We start from the raw sequence: 21,922 nt of genomic DNA, 5'->3' as shown, positions 1-21,922 counted from the left end.
ACAATCAGTCATGGGCTATAAGGGCAAAAAAGTTCTCATCACCGGCGCCGATGGATTTATCGGGTCGCATCTCACCGAAGCACTGGTTCGCGACGGAGCCGATGTCACGGCGCTGGCCCTTTACAATTCATTCGACAGCCACGGCTGGCTCGACGATTTGCCGGACAACATTCGAAGCCAGCTGAAGCTTGTCCGGGGCGATGTGCGCGACAGCGCATTCCTTAACAGGATCGTGCGTGGCCAAGCCGTGGTGTTCCATTTGGCTGCACTGATCGCGATTCCCTACTCATACGCGGCTGCGCAATCCTATGTGGAGACCAACATCCTGGGTACGGTGAATGTTCTGGAAGCTGCGCGCCAATGGGAGACGGAGCGCGTGGTTCACACCTCGACAAGCGAAGTTTATGGCACAGCGTTAACCATGCCTATCAAGGAATCGCACCCGCTGCAGGGGCAGTCACCGTATTCGGCTTCCAAGATTGGCGCCGATATGATGGCGGAAGCCTACGCCAGGTCGTTTGACGTTCCCGTCGTGACGATGCGGCCATTCAACACCTATGGTCCACGGCAGAGCGAACGAGCTATCGTGCCGACCATCATCCGGCAGGCGCTCGACAACAAATGTTCAGCGATCATGGTCGGCGACACAAGCCCGATCCGTGACCTCACTTTTGTGGAAGACACCGCGGCCGCATTCCTGACTGCCGGCGTGGCTGATCTCGAATTCGGCCATGCGTACAATGCCGGAAGCCAACGCGCCGCGACGGTTGCAGATGTTCTGAAGCTGGTGCTCGAGTTGAGCGGCTCAAAAAAGCCTGTCCATCGAGACGAAGGCCGCCTGCGGCCGCAGAATTCCGAGGTCCGTGCACTGCTCGCCGATTCTTCGCAGTTCGAAAGCCAAACTGGGTGGCGAGCGCGGACCAGTCTGCGCGACGGCCTGGAGCGAACCATCGAATGGTGGCGCGCCCGCCTTAGCGAAGGCCGGGTGCGCCGCGAGATGAGCTACATGACATGACCTTTCGTGGCCGGCATCCTTTGGTATTGTTCTTGTTTGCCGCTGTCGCATTCTTTGATCTGCATGTCGCCGGAGGTCAGGGGAGCAGCACGTCGACGTTGTTCGTTGCGACGCCAGCGATGGACTTGCCCGACTACCTGCGCCCAGCCATCGATCCGGTAGTTGGCGCAAGCTTCACCCGCATCACCAAGCCAGGGCAGCTTGGCAACGGCGTCGCCTGTGGACATGATTATTGCAGCCACCGTTATTCAAGCGCCCAGGCCTGGAATTCGGATCAGAGCCTCCTTGTGATTACCAACGGCTGTAACGGCATGTGCTTCTTTGACGGGCACACCTATGCTCCCATCTTCATGCGCAATCGATCGGCTGAATGTGAATGGCACCCTCGAGACGCGGCGCTGATGATCTGCGTTCAGGGCCAGAAAATATCGACCTGGGCACCGCGGACCAATCGCGAGGACGTGCTGTTTGCTTCAAAAGATTATCACGATCTGCACTTCGGACCGGGCAAAGGCAACCCAAGCCGTGACGGCAACCGTATCGCAGTGCGTGCGGTTCGCAAGGACGGCGCCGAAGTTGTCTTTGCATACGATCTCAAGCTGCGGCAAAAGTTCGTCGATATCACGCTTGGGCAACTTCCTGGCGTCAATGACAACTGTTCGATTTCGCCGCTCGGCAACAACATCATTTGCATTCAGGAAGTGGCAGACGGCATCACCGAACAGGCCTTTATTTTCTCTGTCGACGGCACCCCGGGCCAGAGATGGACACAACATCATCGGCCCGGCCATGGCGATATGACTGTCGATGACGATGGAAGCGAAATCTACGTCGGCATCAGCAAATCCGATCCAGACAAGTTTCAGGTGATCAAGCGCCGGCTGTCTGACGGCAAGGTGACTTCCCTTATGAAGTATGGCGAGGCAATGCATGCTTCGCTGCGCGCCTTGGACAAGCCAGGCTGGGTGTTCCTGAGCTATGGCGGCTATCCTGATGAGGTCTCGAGCCGTCCTGAAATGGCCCCCTATGCACGAGAGGTGATCGCGCTACGCCTCGATGGCAGCGGAGAGGTTCGGCGCATAGCGCAAACGCGAAATATTGATTTTGACTACCGAAGCGAAAGCCACGCCTCGCCGTCCCCTGACGGTTCGCAGGTGATCTGGGCCAGCAACTGGGGCGTGCCCGGCGGGCCTGTCTATGACTTCGTCACCCGAGTCGATTGGCCGGAAGAGCCGACATCCAACTAGTGGAGATTGTGACCATGGCGTTCATGAGTAGAACCTTTCTTGTAGCGCTCGGTATGCTGGGCGCCATCGATATGGCTGGCGCCGCGGACGTGCGAGCTGCCTACAAGCTTTCTCCCGGCGACATCGTCGAGATCGGAATTTCCTCCATTCCTGAACGGACCCAGCGTGCCGTAATCCAGATAGACGGTACCATTGCGCTTCCCGAAGTCGGTATGGTGTCAGTTGGCGGCCTGACGCCGGCGGAATTGCAGGCTCGCATGGAAGCGATCCTGCCTACCAAGATATTTCACCAGCGATTGCCCGATGGGCGAGAGCAGATGATCGTCATCAAGCCAGGCGATGTGACGGCCATAGTCGCGGAATATCGTCCGATCTATGTGACTGGTGACGTACTCACTCCGGGCCAGCAAGCGTATCGACCGTTGATGACGGTAAGGCAGGCCGTGGCGGTGTCTGGTGGTGTCAGCCTTTTGCGCTCGCGGACGAACCAGGCTGGTCCCGACCCGGTAGACCTGCAACGCGAATATGAGTCGCTGTGGGGGGAATACACGCGAGACTACTTCCACAGTGCCCGTCTTCGCGCCGAACTCCAGGATCAGGCGACTTTCGACATGCAGCCGCCCCAAGGCTCGCCCTTGTCTGCAGCTTTCAGTTCGGCGATCGCCAAAGCCGAGGCGGAAGGACTGAAGCTTTCCCTCGACAACTTCCAGCAGGAACAAAGCTATGTTGATCAGGGTGCGAAGGATGCGGCTACACAGATCGACGTTCTGACAAAGCGCGAGCAGGTCGAGAGCGATGGGGTCAAGGCCGATGAAGAGGATCTGGCGCGGGTGACGAAATTGTTCCAGGCGGGCAATCTGACCAGCAACAGGCTCGCTGACGTCCGGCGCTCCGTGCTTCTGTCTTCCAACGGGGTCCTTCAAACATCGGTCGAACTCATGAGGGCGCGGCGCCAGCAGGAGGACTATCGCAGACAGCGCGAGCGCAATGACAATGTGCGCAGGATCGGCTTGCTGACCGAGCTCAAAGATACCGACGTGCGACTTGCCGACACCACCGCCAGGCTTCGCGCCGCCAGCCAGAAGTTGCAGCCCACTGGTGCATCCGCCATGCCGCTGCCAGTTGCTGGCGAAACAATTCGGGCTCAGATCACGATCGTGCGTAAGGTCGGCGAAGAATGGCGCAAACAACCTGCCGAAGAAGACACCGAGGTGACACCGGGAGATACGATCGAGGTGCGGTTCAGCAGCGGTCTCGAAAATGTGGCAGTCCAATAGCCCTCACCCGGGCGACAGCCAGGTTGAGGGAATGCCTTATTGTTTGAAGGCTCTGGAGAACTGGTCCGTAAGAGGCTTCAGCAAATATGACCAGACGTTGCGCTCATCGGTGCTTATGTGGACCTCGGCCGGCATGCCTGGTTTGAGTATTTTCTCTCCCGTCAGGCAGGTCGCCTCATTGTCCACGTTGATGCGCGCCGAGAAGTACGAAAGCTGACGTTGCTGATCCTTGATCAGGTCGGCAGAGATGCGCTTGACGGAGCCTTCGCAAACGGGGGTCGTTCCGACGTCAAAAGAAGGAAAGCGGATTGAAACCCGCTGTCCTGGGTGAACATCATCCATGCGGGTTGGAGGAATGAGAGCATCCACGACGAGATTGTCAGTATCGGGCACAACCATCATGAGCACTTCCCCAGCGCCAATAACGCCTCCGACCGTGTGTATCGAGGATTCCTGTATGGTCCCCGTTTGCGGGGACCGGATATCGGTCCTGGCGAGTTCGTCGTCCGCCACTATCTTGCGCTCTTCGAGCTCGGTGCGCTTCGCCTCCGTTTCGCGGAGTTCACTTGTCACGTCGCTGCGCATCTGCTCGTCGAGTTGAAGCACCTGCAGGTCAGTTTCACTGATGTGAGCCTGCACCTCGGCGATTGCTGCGACAAGTCGTCCGGACTCGCCGCGGGTTCGGCTTTCTTCCAGGCTGACATTGCTCAGTCGCTCTTTGGACACCAGCTTCTTGGCGTAAAGCGATTGGACGTCGGCCAGGCTGTGAGCCAACAGGTCCAGAGAGTTCTCCGTCGCAGCCTGCTGAGCCTTGAGGCCGTCGATCTGGTGCCCCAGTTGCAGTGAACGGCTTTTCAACTGCGCTTTCTGGCCGGCCAATGCCGCGGCACGGCTTTCGAATACAGCCCGCTCGCCATTGACAAGTGCCGCCACCTGCGGGTTGCCCATTCGCACCCCAAGGCTGGGTGGAACCTGCATTTCCGGCAAACCCTGTCGCTCGGCTTCCAACCGCGCCAGGCGGATGGTGGCGCGGTCAAGATCTTCACTGACGATCTGCAGGTTTGACCGTGTCAACGTGTCGTCGAGCCTGACCAACACGTCGCCGGCACGCACATGGTCCCCATCCTGGGCGAAGATGCCGCCGATGGTGCCGCCGGTTCGATGCTGGACTTTCTTTATGTTGGTTTCGACGACCACCGTTGCCGGCGCAATGACGGCACCGGCAATCTTGGTCAACCCCAGCCAAAGTCCTCCGCCGACAATCAAAAGGAGCGTGGTCGCCAAGCCCAGAAACAGGTTGGCTCGAATGCCATCCGGCTGTTCGGTTAGATCCGTCCCGATCCATTGGCTCGCGCCGGCAGCATATGTGGAAAGGGTCGCGTCAGACACGGGGCAATTCCTCAAGCATGACCGCCTGCACTTTTCTGCAACGGAACGACTGTTGGCCTCTCCGGATTTGGGAAGGGGCGGATCACATTTGCCAGGACATCATCACGCGAGCCAAAAGAGTGGACCATGCCGTTGGACATGACGAGTACTTGATCGATGTTGACGAGGGCAGAGGGGCGATGCGCAACGACGATCACGATGCCCCCGCGCTGGCGTACCGCCATGATCGCTCCTGCCAAAGCCGCGTCGCCGTCCACATCCAGATTGGAATTTGGTTCGTCGAGAACGACAAGAAACGGATCGCCATACAATGCCCTTGCGAGCCCGATCAACTGCCTCTGGCCAGCCGAAAGGGCCGCTCCTCCTTCTCCGATGCGTGTTTGAAAGCCTTCCGGCAAACGCATGATCATCTTGTCCACCCCTGCTGCCCGGGCGGCTGCCATGACACCTTTAGGGTCGCTCCCGCCTCCGAACCTGGAAATGTTGTCGGCAACTGATCCGTCAAACAGTTCGACGTCCTGTGGCAGGTAGCCGATATGAGCGCCGAGCAGTTCGGAATCCCACTGATCGAGCGCCGCCCCATCCAGTCGGACCGTTCCTCGAAGGGGCTTCCACACCCCGACCAAACCGCGAACGAGCGTTGTCTTCCCGGATCCGCTCGGGCCGACAACCGCCATCCCGGCGCCACTCGACAAGCGGAAGCTTACATTGAGAACGGTCGGCTTCTGTGCGCTTGGTGGCGCTATCGTCAATTCCTCAACGGAGAGCTGTGCTTGCGGCCGTGGCAGCTCCATAGGGGCCTTTTGGCTGCCGAAAGCATCCAGCGCAGCCGCCAGGTCGCTATAGCTTCGGCGGGCAGCCAGAAACCCTCTCCAGTTTGCAATCGCCACATCGACCGGCGCCAGTGAGCGGCCTAGCAATATGGAAGACGCGATAATCACGCCTGGCGAGGCCTCGCCCCCGATCACCAGGTAGGCGCCCAATCCGAGTACACCTGATTGCAAGGCCATTCTGAGTGTTTTCGACAGCGATCCTGTTGCGCCCACAATATCGGACAGCCGTTCCTGGTTCTTGAGATACGCATGGCTGACCCCACTCCACCGCCGGCCGAGCCGGGCGGAGAGACCCATCGCTTGAACGACCTCTGCATTGCGGCGGCCGGAATCTGCAAGAACGCGCTGCGCGATCAGTGTTTCAGATGCACGAGCGGCGGGTCTGCGGCCTATGATTTCCGCCGCCACCGTCAAAATCACGACAGCAGCGGCGCCGGCGGTTGCCAGCAGCCCAAGGGAAGGGTGCAACAGATAAATGACCACCATATAAAACGGTAGCCATGGGGCGTCGAAGACAACCGTCGGCCCCAAGCCGGAAAGAAAGCCGCGCAGTTGGTCCAGATCGCGAAGCGGCTGCACCCGGTTGCCGTCCTGCCCGGCAAGAAGGGGCAGTGACAGTGAAATGGTGAAGGCTTTTTGCTGCAGGTTTCGGTAGAGTCGATTGCCTATGCGAACCAACAGGCGAAGCCGTACGAAATCGAGCAGCCCGTAAATGGCATAAAGGCCCAGCATGCCGATCGTGAATCCGATGAGTGTCGGAACGCTCTGCGAGGGAAGCACACGGTCATAGACCTGCAGCATATAGACGGAGCCGGTCAGTGCCAGAACGTTTATCACTGCCGAAAAGAGGCCAATACCAACCAGCCCAGGCCCACAGCCCAACATGGCTGAGCGTAAATCTTGCGCGCGCTGTTCCCTCACGACATGCGATCTCGCACGCCAGAATGTCGCATGGTGTCATAGCTTCCGCAGGTGTTGGACAAACTCTTGCCTCTCGTTGCCCCGCCCACTCCCGAAACATTACGCCCAGCTAACGTTCGACAAAATTGAGCAATGCAGCAAAATCGTGACGCTGGGCCGTAATATCGCTAATTGGCCTGCCAAGCTGGGGATAACCGGCCTGGGAAGGCGAATGCCTGCCCAGGCCGGTCACGTCGCCAATTCGCATGGTTAAAGTCTGTCGGATCGCGACAATGAGTGAATCCGATCGAAAGTCTGGTTCAGGCCTCTTTCTTCATGTGACCGACGACCACTCGGCCCTCTCCGTCCTCATTCACGACCGCGTGAATCTTCTCGTAGGCCTTGGAGCGTTCGAGCAGACCCATGACTTGTCGATCCTGGCCAAGACCGACTTCGAAGAGCAGGATACCAGCGGGACGCAGATAACGTGGAGCGTCCTTGATCACGCGCATGTGGATGCTCAGGCCATAAGGACCAGCCGCAAACGCCTCACGCGGCTCCAGGTCCGTCAGGTGTGCGCGGTCGCCCTCGAGCCGCTTTTCCGAAATGTAAGGCGGATTGCAGACGATCATGTCGACCGTGCCGTCAAGCTCCAGGCCCGAAAAGGCCTCGAACAAGTCGCCCTGAAGCACAGACACGCGGTCTGCCAGCCCATGATGGGTGATGTTGCGGCGCGCGGCCTCGACACATCCATCAGTTAGGTCGCTCGCCCAGATGCGAGAAGCGGGAGCATGGTGCGCGATGGCACACGCCAGATTGCCGGCGCCGCAGCACATGTCGACAATGCGGGGCGCCGCCATGTTCAGCTGACGCAAGGCAGTGAGAGCGGCCGTACCCAGCAACTCCGTCTCCGGTCGGGGCACGAGTGCCCCGGGTGCGACGAGCAGTTCCAGCCCCATGAAGATGGTGCGGCCTTTGCTGTAGGCGTCCGCGACACTGATTTCGTGGCTCACGACAAACCCACCTTCCCGATGTTGCCGTTGCATAAAACTTTGATAATCAGTTCGTTTTTCGGATGACGTACTGCGCAATCCCCTGAATGGAATCGAGGTTCTCAGGCAGCAGTTCGCTGTCCTCGACGATGATTCCGAACGTTTCCTCGATGAAGCCGATGACCTCAAGCACTCCCGTCGAATCGACGATGCCTTGGTCGAGCAGAGACGTCTCGCTCTCCAGGGCCTCGGCATCGGCCACGTAGAAATTCGACGCCAGGAAACCGCGAATTTGCTCCCTGTAGATTTCTATTCTGTCCTTACTAGCCAACATCGAATTATCCCTCCAGTTCTACAACATAAAGCCAGGTCAAATTCCCACACAAATCAGCTCATGACAGAGCCGTTTTCTTCAGTTTTCCCGTGTCCGTCATTGGCAAGCTGGCTACAACAACGATCGACTTCGGGACCATGAAATTTTCCAGTCGTTTCTGGCACTCTTTCTGCAGTTGTTTTTCGCCGATGGTTCTTCCTTGCTCCATGACGACAAACGCCTTCACCGCCTGCCCGAGAAGGTCGTCAGGAACGCCGATGACTGCGGCTTCCCGGACCCCCGGAATATCCATCAACACGTTCTCCACCTCCTTCGGCGCGACCTTCTCGCCTCGGGATTTGATGATCTCGTCGCCACGGCTCACGAAGTAGAGGTAGCCCTCCGCATCAATCCGGCAGTAGTCGCCGGTGTACAGGACCTGCTCGCCCGGCAGAGGGCCGGGTCTGAGCTTTCTGGCGGTCGCCTCCGGCTTGCCCCAATAGCCTTTCATCACCGTCGCGCCGCGGATGACGAGTTGGCCAACGACGCCGGGGCCGACCCGTCGATCGTCCTCGTCGACGATCCACATTTCCGTGTTCGGAATGGCGATCCCGACACTCAACGGCTTTCGCTCGAGATCCTCCGGCGGCAGATAAGTGCAGCGCTTGCATTCGGTGAGGCCATACATGGAATAGATGCGCGCGCTCGAAAACAGCTCCTGAAGCATCAGAATGTGCTTGAGCGGGAGAGCTGCCGCCGTGTTGGTGACGTAGCGGATGCTCGAAAAATCCTGGTCTTTCAGCGATTTGAGCTCCGACAGGGCAGCGAAGATAGTGGGCACGCCGGGGAACCCAGTGACCCGCTCTTGCTTGATCAGTTCAAGGATCTGCGCCGGGAACGCAAATGAGCGCTCGAGCACCAGCCGGGCGCCGGTGCGAAACGCCATGAGCATCTGGTACAGTCCGTAATCGAAGGCCAGCGGCAGGACATTGAGGATCACTTCGTCCTCGCCGAGCTCAAGGTATGAGGCGATCGATGTACACGCCGTCATCATGTTCCTGTGCGTCAACATCACGCCCTTAGGCTCGCCGGTCGACCCCGATGTGTAGATGATGGCCGCCAGATCGATGTCAATGCAGCGTCGCACCGGCGCCGCGCCGTGGCCGGCGACGGCAACGTCCCAACGCACCGCATTGGGCAACTGCATCAACTCGCCGTCATCGATGGACCCGGAGACGATAACCCGGCGTAGCGACGGGCATTTGCGCGCGGGCTCGCTGAAGACCGAATGCAGGTGCTTGTCCGTTATCAGCGCCGTCGGCAGGCAATCGTTGAGCAGGTAATCAAGCTTGTCGCTTTTGGTGAGCGGGTTGACGATACACACCACGGCATTCGCCTTTAGCACCGCCCAGAAACTGACGACGGTCTCGACGGTGTTGTCGGCAAAGATCATCACACGATCGCCGCGTATCACCCCGGCGTCTGCCAGATGTTGTGCGACAGCGTTGGCGCGTGCCTCGATCTCGCCATAGGTCAGACGTTGCCTTCCGCAGACCAACGCCACCTTGTCGCCGAGCCGGGCGGCGGAGTGGCTTAGATAGTCGTGCAACAGCGGTATCGCGCCATGCATCATGCCAACACCTCTTCCCGATGCTCGTGGTCAACATCGATGATGAGCTCAATCTTTCGCGTGGTGCCAGGACGAGTGGCGATAAACTGCTGGTGAAGGAGTTGGGTCGACAGCACGCCGACCAGCGCCATATTGTCGGAATTGGACAAATCCCCGTCGATGGTTCTGGCCTGACACTTACCGAGCAGGCGCGCGACCGACTTCGGATCGAAGACGTTTGCCTCGCGCACCGCCGTCTCCGAAAGCGCTTCACGGACATAGGCCGGGGCATTGTCGGCGATGAAGCATAGAGCATTCGGTGCCCGGTACGGTTGCTTCTTGCGGGCCACGACTTCGGGCGGCAGAATGGGTTTCGCCACCCGCTTCAGCACATGCTTTTCGTCCAGGACGCGCAGCTTGTATTCGGCCGGAAGCGAATTCGCGAGTTCTACAACGTCATCGTCCAGGAACGGGAACCGCCCCTCGATGGAGTTCGCCATCAGCATCCTGTCCCCTTGCGACGAAAGCAGGTAGCCCGACATCAGCGTTTGGACCTCGAGATACTGGTCTTGTGCCAGCGGCGCCCAACCCGAAAATTCCGCGGGCAAACGGGCCAGAAGCTCAGACACCGTATTGCGCTGTTCTGTCTCGGCCCGCATATCGGTCGAGAATAATCGCTTGACGGCGCTGGTGGTGCGCCAGCGCGTATCATGCGCAAAGCCTGGCCCATCATAGGCCTGGATATCGCGCCCGAAAAACTGCCGAGCCATCGCTTGCTGATGGACCGGCGAACGGGTGAGATACGGATAGAGCCGCTCCAGCAGCCGCGCGCGTCGCGTCGACTCTGGCTGGCGTCCCCAGAAACGGCGCACCTTGCCTTCCCTGAACAGATCGTAGCCAGCGAACATTTCGTCGGCCCCTTCGCCCGTCAGCACGACCTTGATGCCATGCTTGCGCACCAGCCTCGAGAGCAGGAGCAGGGGCGCCGGCGCCGTCCTGAGGATTGGGCGCTCGGTGTGGTAGATCACCTCCGGAAAGATATCGGCAATGTCGCTGCGCGAAACCACCACCTCGTGGTGCTCGCTGCCCGTCGCGCCAGCGACCAGCCGCTGGTAACGGGTCTCGTCATATTCGGCGTCGTCAAAACGCAGCGAGAAGGTCTGGAAGCGGTTTCCTGCGATGCCTCTTCCCAGCATGGCGACAAGAGAGCTGTCGAGTCCGCCGGAAAGGTAACAGCCGACCGGCACATCTGCCTGCTCAATCCTGAGCGACGTCGCGGACTGCAGTGCGCTACGCACCTTGTCGACTGCATCATCGAGCGAGCCGGCAAATTCATGATGCGAGCCGGAAGCGTCGGGATAGCAAGGTTTCCAGAAGGCCCGCTCGCGGACAGTGCCGTTCTCGTAGATGCGGACATGCCCTGGCTTGAGTTCGCTGACCCCCTGGAATACGCCTTGCGGCGGAACCACCGTCCAGAGCGTGAAAGTCTGGTCGATGCCGGCTGGATCGAAGGCTCTCGGCACAGCCGCTTCAGCCGCAAAAATGGCTTTCACTTCGCTGGCGAAATAAAGGCGACCAGCATGCTCGCAAAAATGCAGAGGGCAGATGCCGAAACGATCACGCGACAAAACCAGACGACCGGCCAGCGAATCCCAGATCGCGACCGCCCATTGTCCATTCATGCGCTCGAAGGCGGCCTCGCCCCACGCGCGATAGGCGTGGATGACCACCTCGGTGTCGCTGCGGGTGCGGAAGCGATGGCCGAGTGCGACCAGCTTTTCCCTGAGCGCGACATAGTTGAAAATCTCGCCGTTGAAGACGATCCACGTTGTACCGCTGGCGTCGGCGAGCGGCTGCTGACCGCTCGACAGGTCGACGATCGACAGGCGGGCATGGGCCAGGCCCGCGCGTTTGTCGCGGTAGAGGCCACGTTCATCCGGGCCGCGGTGAGCGAGCGAGCCTGCCATGCGCAGCAGCGCCTCACGCGACGGGGGTGCCGCAGCAGCACTCAGCGCCACGATTCCGGCGATGCCGCACATCCGGTCAGCCCTCGTCCATTGCAGTGACCGGCAGAGGTCTGGCGTGAAGGTAACGCGCTGCGCGCCGCTTGCTTTCGATGTCCTTGAAGACTTTCTGGACCTGGTCTTCGGTGAGGCCGGCAACCGTGGCGACCTCGGCGGCGGAAATGCCGTGGTTCACGCCGTAGAGGCACAAGTCCGTCAGGTGGTAAGGCAGTGCGAAATAGAATTCCTCCTGACTCTGCGCCATGGAGAAAGTGTCCGTGGTCGGCGGTCTGCTGCGAACCTCCGGGTCTATCCCAAGGTATTCCGCCAGTTGATAGACTTGCGTTTTGTAGAGGTGAACGATCGGCAACACGTCGGCAATGCCGTCGCCCTGTTTGACGAAGAAGCCCTGGTCATGTTCCAGCCGATTTGGCGTACCCGCCACCGCGAAGTTGAGACGGTCCGCGTGATAGTACTCCGTCATCTTGCGCACCCGCTGCTTGTAGTTGGTGGCGGCGACGATCTGCAGATAGGCTGCTGGCGACAAGCGAACGGTGTCGATATTGCCCTCGGGGTCTTCGACCGTGAGGCGTGTTATGTTGAGGCCGTTGCTCTCAAGGACGGATGCCATCACCAGCTTGCATTTCCAGCCGTCGCCATAGGCCGGAACGACGGTCCTGATTGCGTCGACCTGGCGGGAATAGGCGCCGATCCCCTCCAAGGCCGGCGTGATGTCTTCAAGGATCGAGTCTATGCCGAGTTGCGCTGCCACCGTGCGGCCAAGCCTTAGCGAGTCCCCTGAGGAATGGAGCTCCGGCATGAATATGCCGAGGACCTTGTCTTTCCCGAACGCGCGAACGCTAAGGGCCGCGACGACGGAGCTGTCGATCCCGCCGGAGAGTCCGACAACCACCCCTCGGCGCCGGAGGGTGCCGAAGACCTGCTGGCGCAAGATTTCAATGATGCGATCGACCTCCGCACGAGGATCGAGCACCAGAGTATCCTTGCCGAATCCTGAGATCACGTCGATGACCTGTCCTCCCCCTGGCGAAACTCTTCTGGCAGATAAGTCCGCGCCACGGCCGCCTCGATGAGCGGGCGGTTCGAGGCGACATGAGGTTCTGAGACCATATCGATATGGCTGCCGACGATCGGGATCACATCCAGGTCTGCGAAAGCACTGTCCCAGCCAATGGCTCGAGGCATTCCTGGCCGAGCGCAACGGAATAGGGTGCCCGTGATCGGCAGTGTCGGCTTTGGCATCTGCAGCCACTGCCAGAAGGCTCGGGCTCTCAAAACTTCCTGAAGTTCCAGTTTGGCCCTGAAGCTTGTCGCGTTGAACTTATCCTGCGCATACCGGTCGAGCATGCGAGCGACTTGCGCCTCGTAGCCCATCCTGACCGTGACCTTTGCGAGAGCACGGCAAGCCATCCGGTAGGCCGTGATGCGATTGGTTCGGATTCGATGGTATGTGCGGATAATTGTCTCCCGATAGGTGCTCCGTTCGCCGAGAAGGCTCGTGTCAAGGATGCCCAAAAATTTCACGGTTCGTCCGACAGCCAGCAGCCGCGAAGCGACTTCAAAAGCAACAACGCCGCCGAGTGAATGGCCGAGGAGTCGTACGTTACCTGCAGGCTGGGCGCGGTTTATTTGAGCGAGTGCGGCGTCAGCCATGGCGCCGACAGTATTTTCGCCCTGCAATATCATCGCCAGGGCAGGATATCGGACCGGAACTACTCGCGCCGTCTTGCCCATAGAGGACGCGAAGGCGGCAAGGCTCGGGCCGTAGCCAACCGACCCAGGGAGCAGAAAAAGAATTGGAACGTGGTCCTTGCGCGCATTGGCTTGCTGGTTGCCCGCCTTTGCCGTGGCAACCGCCTTTGCCATCTCGTCGAAGGTCATCCCGACGGTGAAGGCTTCGAGGTCGAGTTCCTGTCCAATGACACCCTCGATTTCCATGACGCAGTGCAACAGCTTCAGCGAATCGCCGCCTGCATCATCCCAACGCCCGGCGGCGACGCGGGTATTGAGAATTTTGGTCCAGGCCCGCTGCACCACCTGATGGACATTCTGCTCGCGTCCGGCATTCGAGACCTGCGGAGTCGGGGCTGTCCTGATGCTTGCGCTGTCCAACGCGGCAAGCCTCGCTATGTCGACCTTTCCGTTCGGCATGCGTGGAATTTCGGTCAGCGCATGCAACCTCAAGGGACATAAAGGTGGGGGCAGAGTCATTCTGACAAGCTGGCGAAGGTCGTCGGAAAAGTTGGAACTGGCCGGGCCACGAGGTACTGCGAAAGCGACGAGTTCGGTAGCCGCCGTCACAATAGTCACGGCGTCCTGGACAGAGGGCACGCTGCGCAATACCTGTTCCAGCTCTGCCGGTTCGACGCGTCGGCCATTGATCTTTATCTGGCGTCCCTTGCGGCCGACGACCTGGAGCAGGCCATGCTTGTCCAACTGGACGAGGTCACCCGTTTCAAAGATGCGGAGGGTGGGATTGTTTGGATCCGAAGCCACAGGCACGACTGCGCCGTTTTCCCAATGGCCAAGCAACACATATGGGCTTCTTATTACGAGCTCTCCGGTCGTGCCCGGCGGGACGCGCCGTCCCTCGTCATCGACAATCGCAAATGTAATTCCTGGAAGGAGCCAGCCCACCGGCACCGACGCGCCTTGCTCTGGCCAGTCGTTCGGCAAAAACCATTGTGAGCCAGTGGTCTCGGTTGATGAGTAACCGATCTGGACGAGGCAGTCGCTCGAGACCGCTTGGCGCAGCAGCGCAATATCGGCCCACGAAACCTTCTCGCCCCCAATTCGAGCGACCCTTAGTGTGCGGAAGGCATCCTCTGACCTATTTGCCAAGAGTGCGCGCAGCAGCGCCGGCACCAAATAAGTGACCGTCACGCCTTCGGACTGGATCCGGCCCAGAAGGGCGCGCAAGCCTATCGCTTCGACCTCGACAAGATGAAGAGTGGCCCCTGTGAGAAGGGCAGCGAGCACCTCCCGGCATCCGGCGATCGTGGCTGGCCCCGTCAGGGGCAAGAAGACGTCGGTTGAGTCGATGTGGCATGCGTCGACATATTGCTGAACACGCCACAGAAGACTGCGCTGACTGTTGACAATGCCTTTGGGGCGCCCGGTGCTACCCGAGGTATAGAGCACGATTGCCGGCGAATCGACGGAGACGGAAAAGGACTGGGGTATCCGATCGATTTTCGGTATAGCGCGGGGCACGACATCGATCCAACGGACAGCTTGCGGCAGACCCGTCGGGCGTATGTCGCCATCGCCTATGACAGCCGATAGCCGCGCCGCAGCCACGATTGCATTGATTCTGGAGTCGGGATCCCTGGTGTTCAGTGGTACCGAAGGTCGCCCGGCAGCCATACTTGCCAGCATTGCCAACGGGTAGAAGGCCGAGTTTGCTTGAAGGATCCCGACTGCCTGTCCATCGGGAACAATGGTGGCGATTTGGCTAGACAGGGCCTCAACGGCCGAAAGAAGTTCCGAGTAGGTAAAGCGATTGGTTCCGTCGCTGACTGCGAGCTTTTCGGGATACTGCCCGGCGATGCTTCGCAGATGATCGAAGACGGCAGTATCGGCAAAGTCCGTGCCCATCCGGCGATAAGGGCGCAGAACGGGACCGCCCTGATCAAGCGCATATTCTGGCACGTTCGACCATGTATCGGAGGCCGCTGGTTGAAAACCCGACTCTGGATCCTCAATTACCCTTTCAGGTCCGAAATTGGCTGGTGACATGGCTGGCTCACGCTGAAATTAAGGTCACTTATCGCCGCCCGTCTAAATCTTTTCATCGATCATTCTGATGATGCTGAGAAATACTCGCGGCGCATTTGGGGTGTGTTCGCTGGGCTGGCCGGGCGCCTCCGTTGCGGCTAGTGATCAGACGCCAGGCGTAATCGATGCGGTCCAACCAGCCGATCGAGCTAGACGAGATTGTCGTCAACACGGTCGATGGCCAGTGCAGCCGGCACCTCAAGCCTTCGGTTGAGCAATTCCAGGAAAAGTGTGTGCGGTTTTCCGTCCGGAAATTGCGTAAAAACAAAAAGATAGGACGTTTCGCCGTTTCCGTGAAACGGTGAAACGCTCTCGCGCGAGCAACACCGTCTATCGCCCATCGTGTAGGCAATTCGGGACACATCTCAAACGCGAAGTCTTGAGAATTGTTGGCGACGTGTGGCCCGCTTTGCTACCCCTGAGCGAACCCGGCATCCACCACACACTTATCGCAGTGCGCCAGCCAGCCTCGTTATCAAGCCCGCGACGACCAGGCCGCAGATCATACCCGCGCCGTCGGCAAGCCAGTCGAATACATCCCTGTCGCGCGCTATCAATTGCGTGCCCTGAAGAATCTCGATCGCGGCACCTATAAGAAGCAGAAGAACAACCAGCTTTGTTTTTTGCTCGGGCCAGCCGAGGCTGCCAAGGGCCGCCAAAACCGCGAAGGCGGCAGCATGGTTGAGCTTGTCATGATTGGACGTGAAGGCCATGTCGAGAATCTCGAGGAGTCGCTCAGGCAACAGCGCGAGCAAGAGAACACCCACCAAAGTAAACGGAAAGGCCGTCCTTGCCACGATCGGATAAGAGTCTACGCGCAACAATCGGCATTAATCCTTGATCCGAGATTGCTGCAGCCATCGATGGCGCAGCGTTAACTGGCGGCAGCAATTTTCAGCTTCCGTCCTCCAGCGTGCCGACGCATCGGCCAAATGAATGACGATCCCTGCGTTGGTCAAATTCACAATGAGCGGTGAACAGGTTCGATTCCACCAGGCGCTTCTCGCAAACCATGGCCCTGCACCTGGGAACCGATTGCTGTCTGCCGGCGCCGGTCAGAGATTTCACGATCCCGAGGACACCTGCAACCCACACGCTCGGCACTTGAGCGAACTGCCTTCCTCGATGCTGCCTTGATCCAACATGGGCTCTTGTCTTCCATGGAGTATCCAACAGCGTGGACATTGAGCCACCCCCTCAACAATGGGCTTGTAGGTGTATACGCGCGAACCTGCAGCGGCGTTGTTGTCGAGATCGGCTCTCAGTTTTGCCCTGGCTTCGTCATGCAGGGTTAGTTCGCGACGCAGTTCGTCAGCCCTTGTGTGCTTGTCGATCGAGATCCGTTCAGCCTCAGATTTTAGCGTATCCCTAACACCGACCATTGCACGATCTCCCCGCCCGTACGTTCCTGTGTGCTGGTGCATTCAAAGATCGCAAATGTGTCAGAGACGTCTTTGTTGGTTATAATAAAACCTGAGGTCGTGCCGGATGCCGCGGCTGTTTAATCCGAGTCCGCAGTGCTGGTGATCTTGAAACCATCACAATGTGGAGACCTTCACTTACTCCAACATGTACCCTGCGCTATCTTCTTCGAGGGGAGCCACGACTGTCCTGCATTTGCAGGGGGCCCAGCGGCTCGCGTAGGGACTGGGCAGCGGTTGGCCGCTGGGCCTAACCGGCGGGCATTGGGGCGCCGGCTGACCAATTTATGCATCCGGGGGAAATGCGAGCGAAACATGCGAACGAATTACGTGAGCGACGGAATTCAGGACGGCGGTGCTTCGCTATCTTCGGCAATCGCTACGGCAGGTGAGCTTTTGCGTTTGGCGGTAGCTAACGATCGGCAAAAACGGCTTCAGCCAGTCATGGGTAAGTCACTGGGAACCAGGAACCCGCCTTCCAGCAACTCCAAGGCATCCAAGGCTTCGTCGTCTTGCAAATGGGCCAGGGGAACCCCGTCTATATGGACAACGTTCTGGTCGTCTACGTCGTAGACTTCCCACAATTTGTCCGCGCCTCTTCGGATGGTGTGTCGTCGTTCCATGGGCGGACCATAGGGGCGGCGCTTGAAATTGGGTAGGAACAAAACTGGGGCAAACAAATTATAGTAGTGGAAAACTTAACCGTCTTGATTGTGTCTGCCGACAAATGCAACCTGGATAGTCCGCTGTGAAGGTGAGTAATCACGCGCAGCTGAAGTGACCTGAGGAGGTTCGATTGCCGATATTGAGACCACAAAGCCTACGACCAAGAACGGTTTCGCAGTGAGCGTGCGGGGCTTGAACTTTCTGCAGAGATGGATGGACGACAATCTTCCGCACCATTCGTCATCTGATCCAAATTTGGCGCGAGGCCTTGCGGAACGAGCAACCACAGATGCAAGACAGGCGGGAATTCCACCCGAAGAGATTTCAGAGGAGGTGGGTAGCCTGTTCACGACCATGCTTGAGGCGCTCGAAAGTCGCGACCGCGAAGTTGGCTGAGAATGGCGATATGCTCGGCAGAGCGTCCGCGGCCAGCCATCCATCGGACCTGACGCCGGTGCAATACGAAACGGATGCGCGGCCCGGCAAAACTGGCGATCAAGCCGCCAATACAAAACCAGGCGGTCCGCCGGACCTGTCAATTGTCGCTCCGCACGGCGCTTTGCTTTCATGTCTTCGAACGATGAAATGGCTCACCGGAATGTCGATAGTTCAAGCGGGAGTTCCAAATTCTCGGTCTCTAGCGTTGGATTGCTGTCGGCGCATTAGTGGCGGCCGGGCACAAACACCGCTCTAGCTGGACAGGTCAGGATAATTTTTGGGCACCGAGGCCAATTAGTACAAGGAAGCAACATCCATGACAGTAACAGGCCTTTACAGGTGTCCGGGAAATCCTCCATGCGCGTGTGTGATGGAAGACAAGAAAGCCAGCTACGTTGACGCGGCTCACTATCGCGAACGTGGGTATAGGCCGGACTTTGAAAGCTTACCTTGGGAAGGCGAGTACAGGGCAGCAAAGGAAGGGCGCAGGCAAACCAGTTCGTGAGTCCTCCTTCCTCTTATTGGAAAGGCTGGCATCGACTGGGCTTGCCCCAAGCTGCGATTTCGGTTCGGAAGCCGCGCATCGGTCGACAGCCGGTTCGAAGCTGGCGTCCAAATGATCGCTGTCGCCTGGACTCGACCAAGCAGTGCGCGGCGCACTGGAAGTTCTCAGGTACAACCAGAACATGCCCGATCTTTGACAGCAGCGGTGATCTGCAGCGGCCCGGCGCTCTCATGTCGGGGGAGACAGTAAGCGCACCGGGCCTCACCGGAGGGCAGCAAGCACCCCGGCTGACCAAGATGTTTGCGCTGCTCCTGATCTCAGCGAAGCATTTAAACGAAGGATCGTTCAGGCCAAAACCCGAGTGGATCTGCGCTGGCCCGAACGCTCTGTCTTCGGGTTGGCCAGGCCGGGCTTGGTAGTCTTTTCTCGATGCGAGAGGCGGCCGGTTGGCGTGTGAAAGAAGAAACATTGGATGCACTGAGGTGGCGCATCGATTGGATGGGCTGCTTCCTGGCGGCCTACGACCTCAGATCGATGGCCTGTCACACCAAAATCCGCGTGCTCGCTATAGCCCTTGCGCTGAGAAAAATCCGAAGAGCAAAATCACGTTACCTAGCACGGCGAGAATTTCGAACGCTTGAAGGGATCCTTTCGTTCGATCGGGCGTGGCCGTTCGATCGGGCGTTATTTGGAACAGGAATCGATTCGTGCCAACGATTGCGGCATACGAAATTATCAGCACGCCAAGCCAACTTAAGTTCAGCATGTGAACCCTCCATCTCGATAGGAACGACGCAAACTGAGTCAAAGTTTCCGGATTTCGGATACGGATTCTCCCCCGATATCCGTCCTTGATGATTGGGAAATCCAAATCGCAAGCCCGCGCCAGCGGTCCCCAGAGGCGCGGGTTCACGCACCCCCGGCCCGGTTCGAGACACGGCTTGTCCGTAACCAACCGGTCTCTCGGATCATTCCACGCCGGACCCTCTCAGGCTATTTAAGACTGTCAGCTGGCACCGGCTGGCGGGCTCTTTTCGGAGGCGATTTCTTTCGCGGCTTTCGTTCGCCTGCCTGGTCTTCCGTTTCAGGTGCCGACGGCACCACGAGTGCTTGGGCAGTTGCGGTGATAGTTGCCAGTGTGTCTGCCATGCCCTCGGCAACCTCGGTAAGAAACACGAACTGGTCAGACGTTCCTTCCGAAAAGGGATCGGATGCCTGCGATCTCATCTCATTCACGAGGTGCTGCACCTCCGAGAGAATGAGGTCGCGTTCAGGATGCCGTGCGATCATTTGCGCTAGCAATCCTTGAATGAGCATCACGGCGCCCACTGTGCGACCGTCACCGGTAAGAGTTTGTGTCATCTGCTGCCTTTGCACCGGACTACGACTGTGCCCCTTAAATCACATAGGCCCTTCTCTCAACCAGGCAACGCAGCCTCTGAAGAGATGCTCGGTCCTTTTTCCGCACCATAGGGCCAAGAGGCTCGCGGTCGCCACCCAGGGCTGATCATACGCCACATTCTGAGCCGATAGCCGTAGCAGATCACTATTCCCTTCACAGGTGCGCCGTTGTTCGGCGTCAGATTAACCTTAATCTGCTCCTTCGATTGAACGATCAGCTGGCGATCAAGCAGAGGTAATGTATCTGTTGCAGCAACTCGGCCAGGGTTCGCTGACAATAGGAGCAGGCCATGTGCGGCATCGTCGGGATTGTCGGCCAGCACCAGGTTGCGCCGCTCATCGTCGATGCTTTGAAACGGCTGGAATATCGCGGCTATGACTCGGCCGGCGTCGCCACCGTCGAGAAAGGCGCGCTCGGGCGCCGCCGCGCCGAAGGCAAGCTGATCAACCTCGAACGGCGGCTGAAGGACGAGCCGCTCGACGGCACGATCGGCATCGGTCACACGCGCTGGGCAACGCACGGCGTGCCCAACGAGACCAACGCGCATCCGCATTTTTCCGACGGCGTCGCCATCGTCCACAACGGCATCATCGAGAATTTCGCCGAGTTGCGCGACGAACTGATCCGCGACGGCTACGTCTTCTCGTCGCAGACCGACACCGAGGTCGTGGCGCATCTGGTGGCGCGGGAACTGGCCAAAGGGCTGAAGCCGGTCGAGGCCGCGCACCAGGCGCTGAAGCGGCTGGAAGGCGCCTTTGCGCTGGCCATCATGTTCACGGGCGACGAGGACCTCATCGTTGGCGCCCGCAACGGCCCGCCTCTGGCCGTCGGCCATGGCGACGGCGAGATGTTTTTGGGCTCCGACGCCATCGCGCTCGCCCCGTTCACCAATTCGATCACCTATCTCGAAGACGGCGACTGGGCGGTGGTGCGCCGCGAGGGCGTCACCATCTTCGACATCGACGGCAAAAAGGTCGACCGCAAGCGCCAGCAGTCGCTGTCGACCTCCTTCATGGTCGACAAGGGCAACCGCCGCCATTTCATGGAGAAGGAAATCCATGAGCAGCCGGAAGTGATCTCGCACACGCTGGCGCATTATGTCGATTTCGTCTCCGGCGTGTCGAAGCCGCTGGAGCTGCCCTTCGATTTCGCCAAGATCGGCCGGCTGGCGATCTCGGCCTGCGGCACCGCCTATCTCGCCGGCCTGATCAGCAAATACTGGTTCGAGCGCTATGCGCGGCTGCCGGTCGACATCGATGTCGCCTCGGAATTCCGCTACCGCGAAATGCCGCTGTCGGCTGATGATGCCGCCTTCTTCATCTCGCAGTCGGGCGAGACCGCCGACACGCTTGCCTCGCTGCGCTACTGCCGCAAGGCCGGCATGAAGATCGGCGCCGTCGTCAATGTGCGCGAATCGACCATGGCGCGCGAATCCGATGTCGTGCTGCCGACGCTGGCCGGGCCGGAGATCGGCGTCGCCTCGACCAAGGCTTTCACCTGCCAGCTTTCGGTGCTGGCGTCGCTGGCGGTGCGCGCCGGCGTGGCCCGCGGCACGATCTCGAAGGACGAGGAAAAGACGCTGGTGCGCGCGCTTTCGGAAGCGCCGCGCTACGCCAACCAGGTGCTGAAGCTCGAAGAGCAGATCGAGCGCATTGCGCGTGAAATCTCGCGCTACAAGGACGTGCTCTATCTCGGTCGCGACACCAATTTCCCGCTGGCCATGGAAGGCGCGCTGAAGCTCAAGGAAATCTCCTACATCCACGCCGAAGGCTACGCCGCCGGCGAGCTGAAGCACGGCCCGATCGCGCTGATCGACGAGAACATGCCGGTCATCGTCATTGCCCCGCATGACCGCATCTTCGAGAAGACCGTGTCGAACATGCAGGAAGTGGCGGCGCGCGGCGGCAAGATCATCCTGATCACCGATGCCAAGGGCGCGGCGCAGGTCAGCGTCAAGACGATGGAGACCATCATCCTGCCCGACGTGCCGGAAATCATCTCGCCAATCATCTATGCGCTGCCGATCCAGATGCTGGCCTATTACGCCGCCGTCTTCATGGGCACCGACGTCGACCAGCCGCGCAATCTGGCGAAATCGGTGACGGTGGAGTAGG

The 21,922-nt window shown here is 59.3% G+C and carries 15 protein-coding genes; 5 read left to right on the top strand and 10 right to left on the bottom strand.

What is annotated here, in order from left to right; all coding sequences use genetic code 11:
• Positions 1 to 10 precede the first annotated feature (10 nt).
• Genes AC04SG_RS28635 through AC04SG_RS28625 form a run of 3 tightly spaced genes read left to right on the top strand, consistent with a single transcriptional unit; the run spans position 11 to position 3,539 of the window.
• Positions 11 to 1,015, top strand: a complete 1,005-nt coding sequence (locus AC04SG_RS28635) for an SDR family NAD(P)-dependent oxidoreductase (protein WP_436261152.1) — start codon at positions 11 to 13, stop codon at positions 1,013 to 1,015.
• Complete coding sequence (locus tag AC04SG_RS28630; RefSeq protein ID WP_488553787.1) at positions 1,012 to 2,262, top strand: hypothetical protein; 1,251 nt, start codon at positions 1,012 to 1,014, stop codon at positions 2,260 to 2,262. The genes AC04SG_RS28635 and AC04SG_RS28630 overlap by 4 nt, the downstream gene beginning before the upstream one ends.
• Positions 2,263 to 2,276: 14 nt before the next feature.
• Positions 2,277 to 3,539, top strand: a complete 1,263-nt coding sequence (locus AC04SG_RS28625) for a polysaccharide biosynthesis/export family protein (protein WP_488553786.1) — start codon at positions 2,277 to 2,279, stop codon at positions 3,537 to 3,539.
• Between the two features lie 36 nt (positions 3,540 to 3,575).
• On the opposite strand, the gene AC04SG_RS28620 is transcribed toward AC04SG_RS28625, so the two are convergent.
• The 9 genes from AC04SG_RS28620 to AC04SG_RS28580 all read right to left on the bottom strand — a co-directional run bounded on the left by AC04SG_RS28620 (position 3,576) and on the right by AC04SG_RS28580 (position 16,200).
• Entirely contained in the window at positions 3,576 to 4,928 is a 1,353-nt protein-coding gene (locus AC04SG_RS28620; RefSeq protein ID WP_488553785.1) for an HlyD family type I secretion periplasmic adaptor subunit, read from the bottom strand.
• Between the two features lie 11 nt (positions 4,929 to 4,939).
• Positions 4,940 to 6,646: a type I secretion system permease/ATPase gene (locus AC04SG_RS28615; protein WP_488553804.1), complete on the bottom strand. Its 1,707-nt coding sequence runs from the start codon at positions 6,644 to 6,646 to the stop codon at positions 4,940 to 4,942.
• Positions 6,647 to 6,981: 335 nt separating this feature from the next.
• Positions 6,982 to 7,674: a N5-glutamine methyltransferase family protein gene (locus tag AC04SG_RS28610; protein ID WP_436261148.1), complete on the bottom strand. Its 693-nt coding sequence runs from the start codon at positions 7,672 to 7,674 to the stop codon at positions 6,982 to 6,984.
• Between the two features lie 46 nt (positions 7,675 to 7,720).
• Entirely contained in the window at positions 7,721 to 7,987 is a 267-nt protein-coding gene (locus AC04SG_RS28605) for an acyl carrier protein (protein WP_112559405.1), read from the bottom strand.
• Positions 7,988 to 8,045: 58 nt separating this feature from the next.
• Complete coding sequence (locus AC04SG_RS28600) at positions 8,046 to 9,599, bottom strand: class I adenylate-forming enzyme family protein (RefSeq protein ID WP_488553784.1); 1,554 nt, start codon at positions 9,597 to 9,599, stop codon at positions 8,046 to 8,048.
• The gene (asnB, locus tag AC04SG_RS28595; protein ID WP_488553783.1) at positions 9,596 to 11,614 is read right to left on the bottom strand and encodes an asparagine synthase (glutamine-hydrolyzing); all 2,019 of its coding nucleotides are present in this window, start codon (positions 11,612 to 11,614) and stop codon (positions 9,596 to 9,598) included. The genes AC04SG_RS28600 and asnB overlap by 4 nt, the downstream gene beginning before the upstream one ends.
• Before the next feature lie 4 nt (positions 11,615 to 11,618).
• The gene (gene nadE, locus AC04SG_RS28590; RefSeq protein WP_352586394.1) at positions 11,619 to 12,602 is read right to left on the bottom strand and encodes an NAD(+) synthase; all 984 of its coding nucleotides are present in this window, start codon (positions 12,600 to 12,602) and stop codon (positions 11,619 to 11,621) included.
• Entirely contained in the window at positions 12,599 to 15,337 is a 2,739-nt protein-coding gene (locus AC04SG_RS28585; RefSeq protein ID WP_488553782.1) for an AMP-binding protein, read from the bottom strand. Before AC04SG_RS28585 ends, nadE begins: the two co-directional genes overlap by 4 nt.
• Positions 15,338 to 15,822: 485 nt before the next feature.
• Positions 15,823 to 16,200 carry a hypothetical protein gene (locus tag AC04SG_RS28580; RefSeq protein WP_488553781.1) on the bottom strand — a complete coding sequence of 126 codons (378 nt, stop codon included), beginning with the start codon at positions 16,198 to 16,200 and terminating at the stop codon, positions 15,823 to 15,825.
• A gap of 1,476 nt (positions 16,201 to 17,676) precedes the next feature.
• On the opposite strand from AC04SG_RS28580, the gene AC04SG_RS28575 reads away from it, so the two are divergent.
• A complete protein-coding gene (locus AC04SG_RS28575; protein ID WP_477351236.1) occupies positions 17,677 to 17,859 on the top strand; it encodes a hypothetical protein in 183 nt (60 codons plus the stop codon).
• A gap of 1,540 nt (positions 17,860 to 19,399) precedes the next feature.
• Here AC04SG_RS28575 and AC04SG_RS28570 read toward each other — a convergent pair.
• On the bottom strand, positions 19,400 to 19,768 hold the full coding sequence (locus AC04SG_RS28570; protein WP_488553780.1) for a hypothetical protein: 369 nt from the start codon (positions 19,766 to 19,768) through the stop codon (positions 19,400 to 19,402).
• Between the two features lie 329 nt (positions 19,769 to 20,097).
• Between AC04SG_RS28570 and glmS the strand changes: the two genes are divergently transcribed.
• Positions 20,098 to 21,921 (top strand): glutamine--fructose-6-phosphate transaminase (isomerizing), encoded by a 1,824-nt coding sequence (glmS, locus tag AC04SG_RS28565; RefSeq protein WP_488553779.1) that lies wholly within the window; start codon positions 20,098 to 20,100, stop codon positions 21,919 to 21,921.
• Position 21,922 lies beyond the last annotated feature (1 nt).

Source organism: Mesorhizobium sp. CNPSo 4684, assembly GCF_057784315.1.
This window is presented reverse-complemented; position numbering and strand designations above follow the sequence as displayed.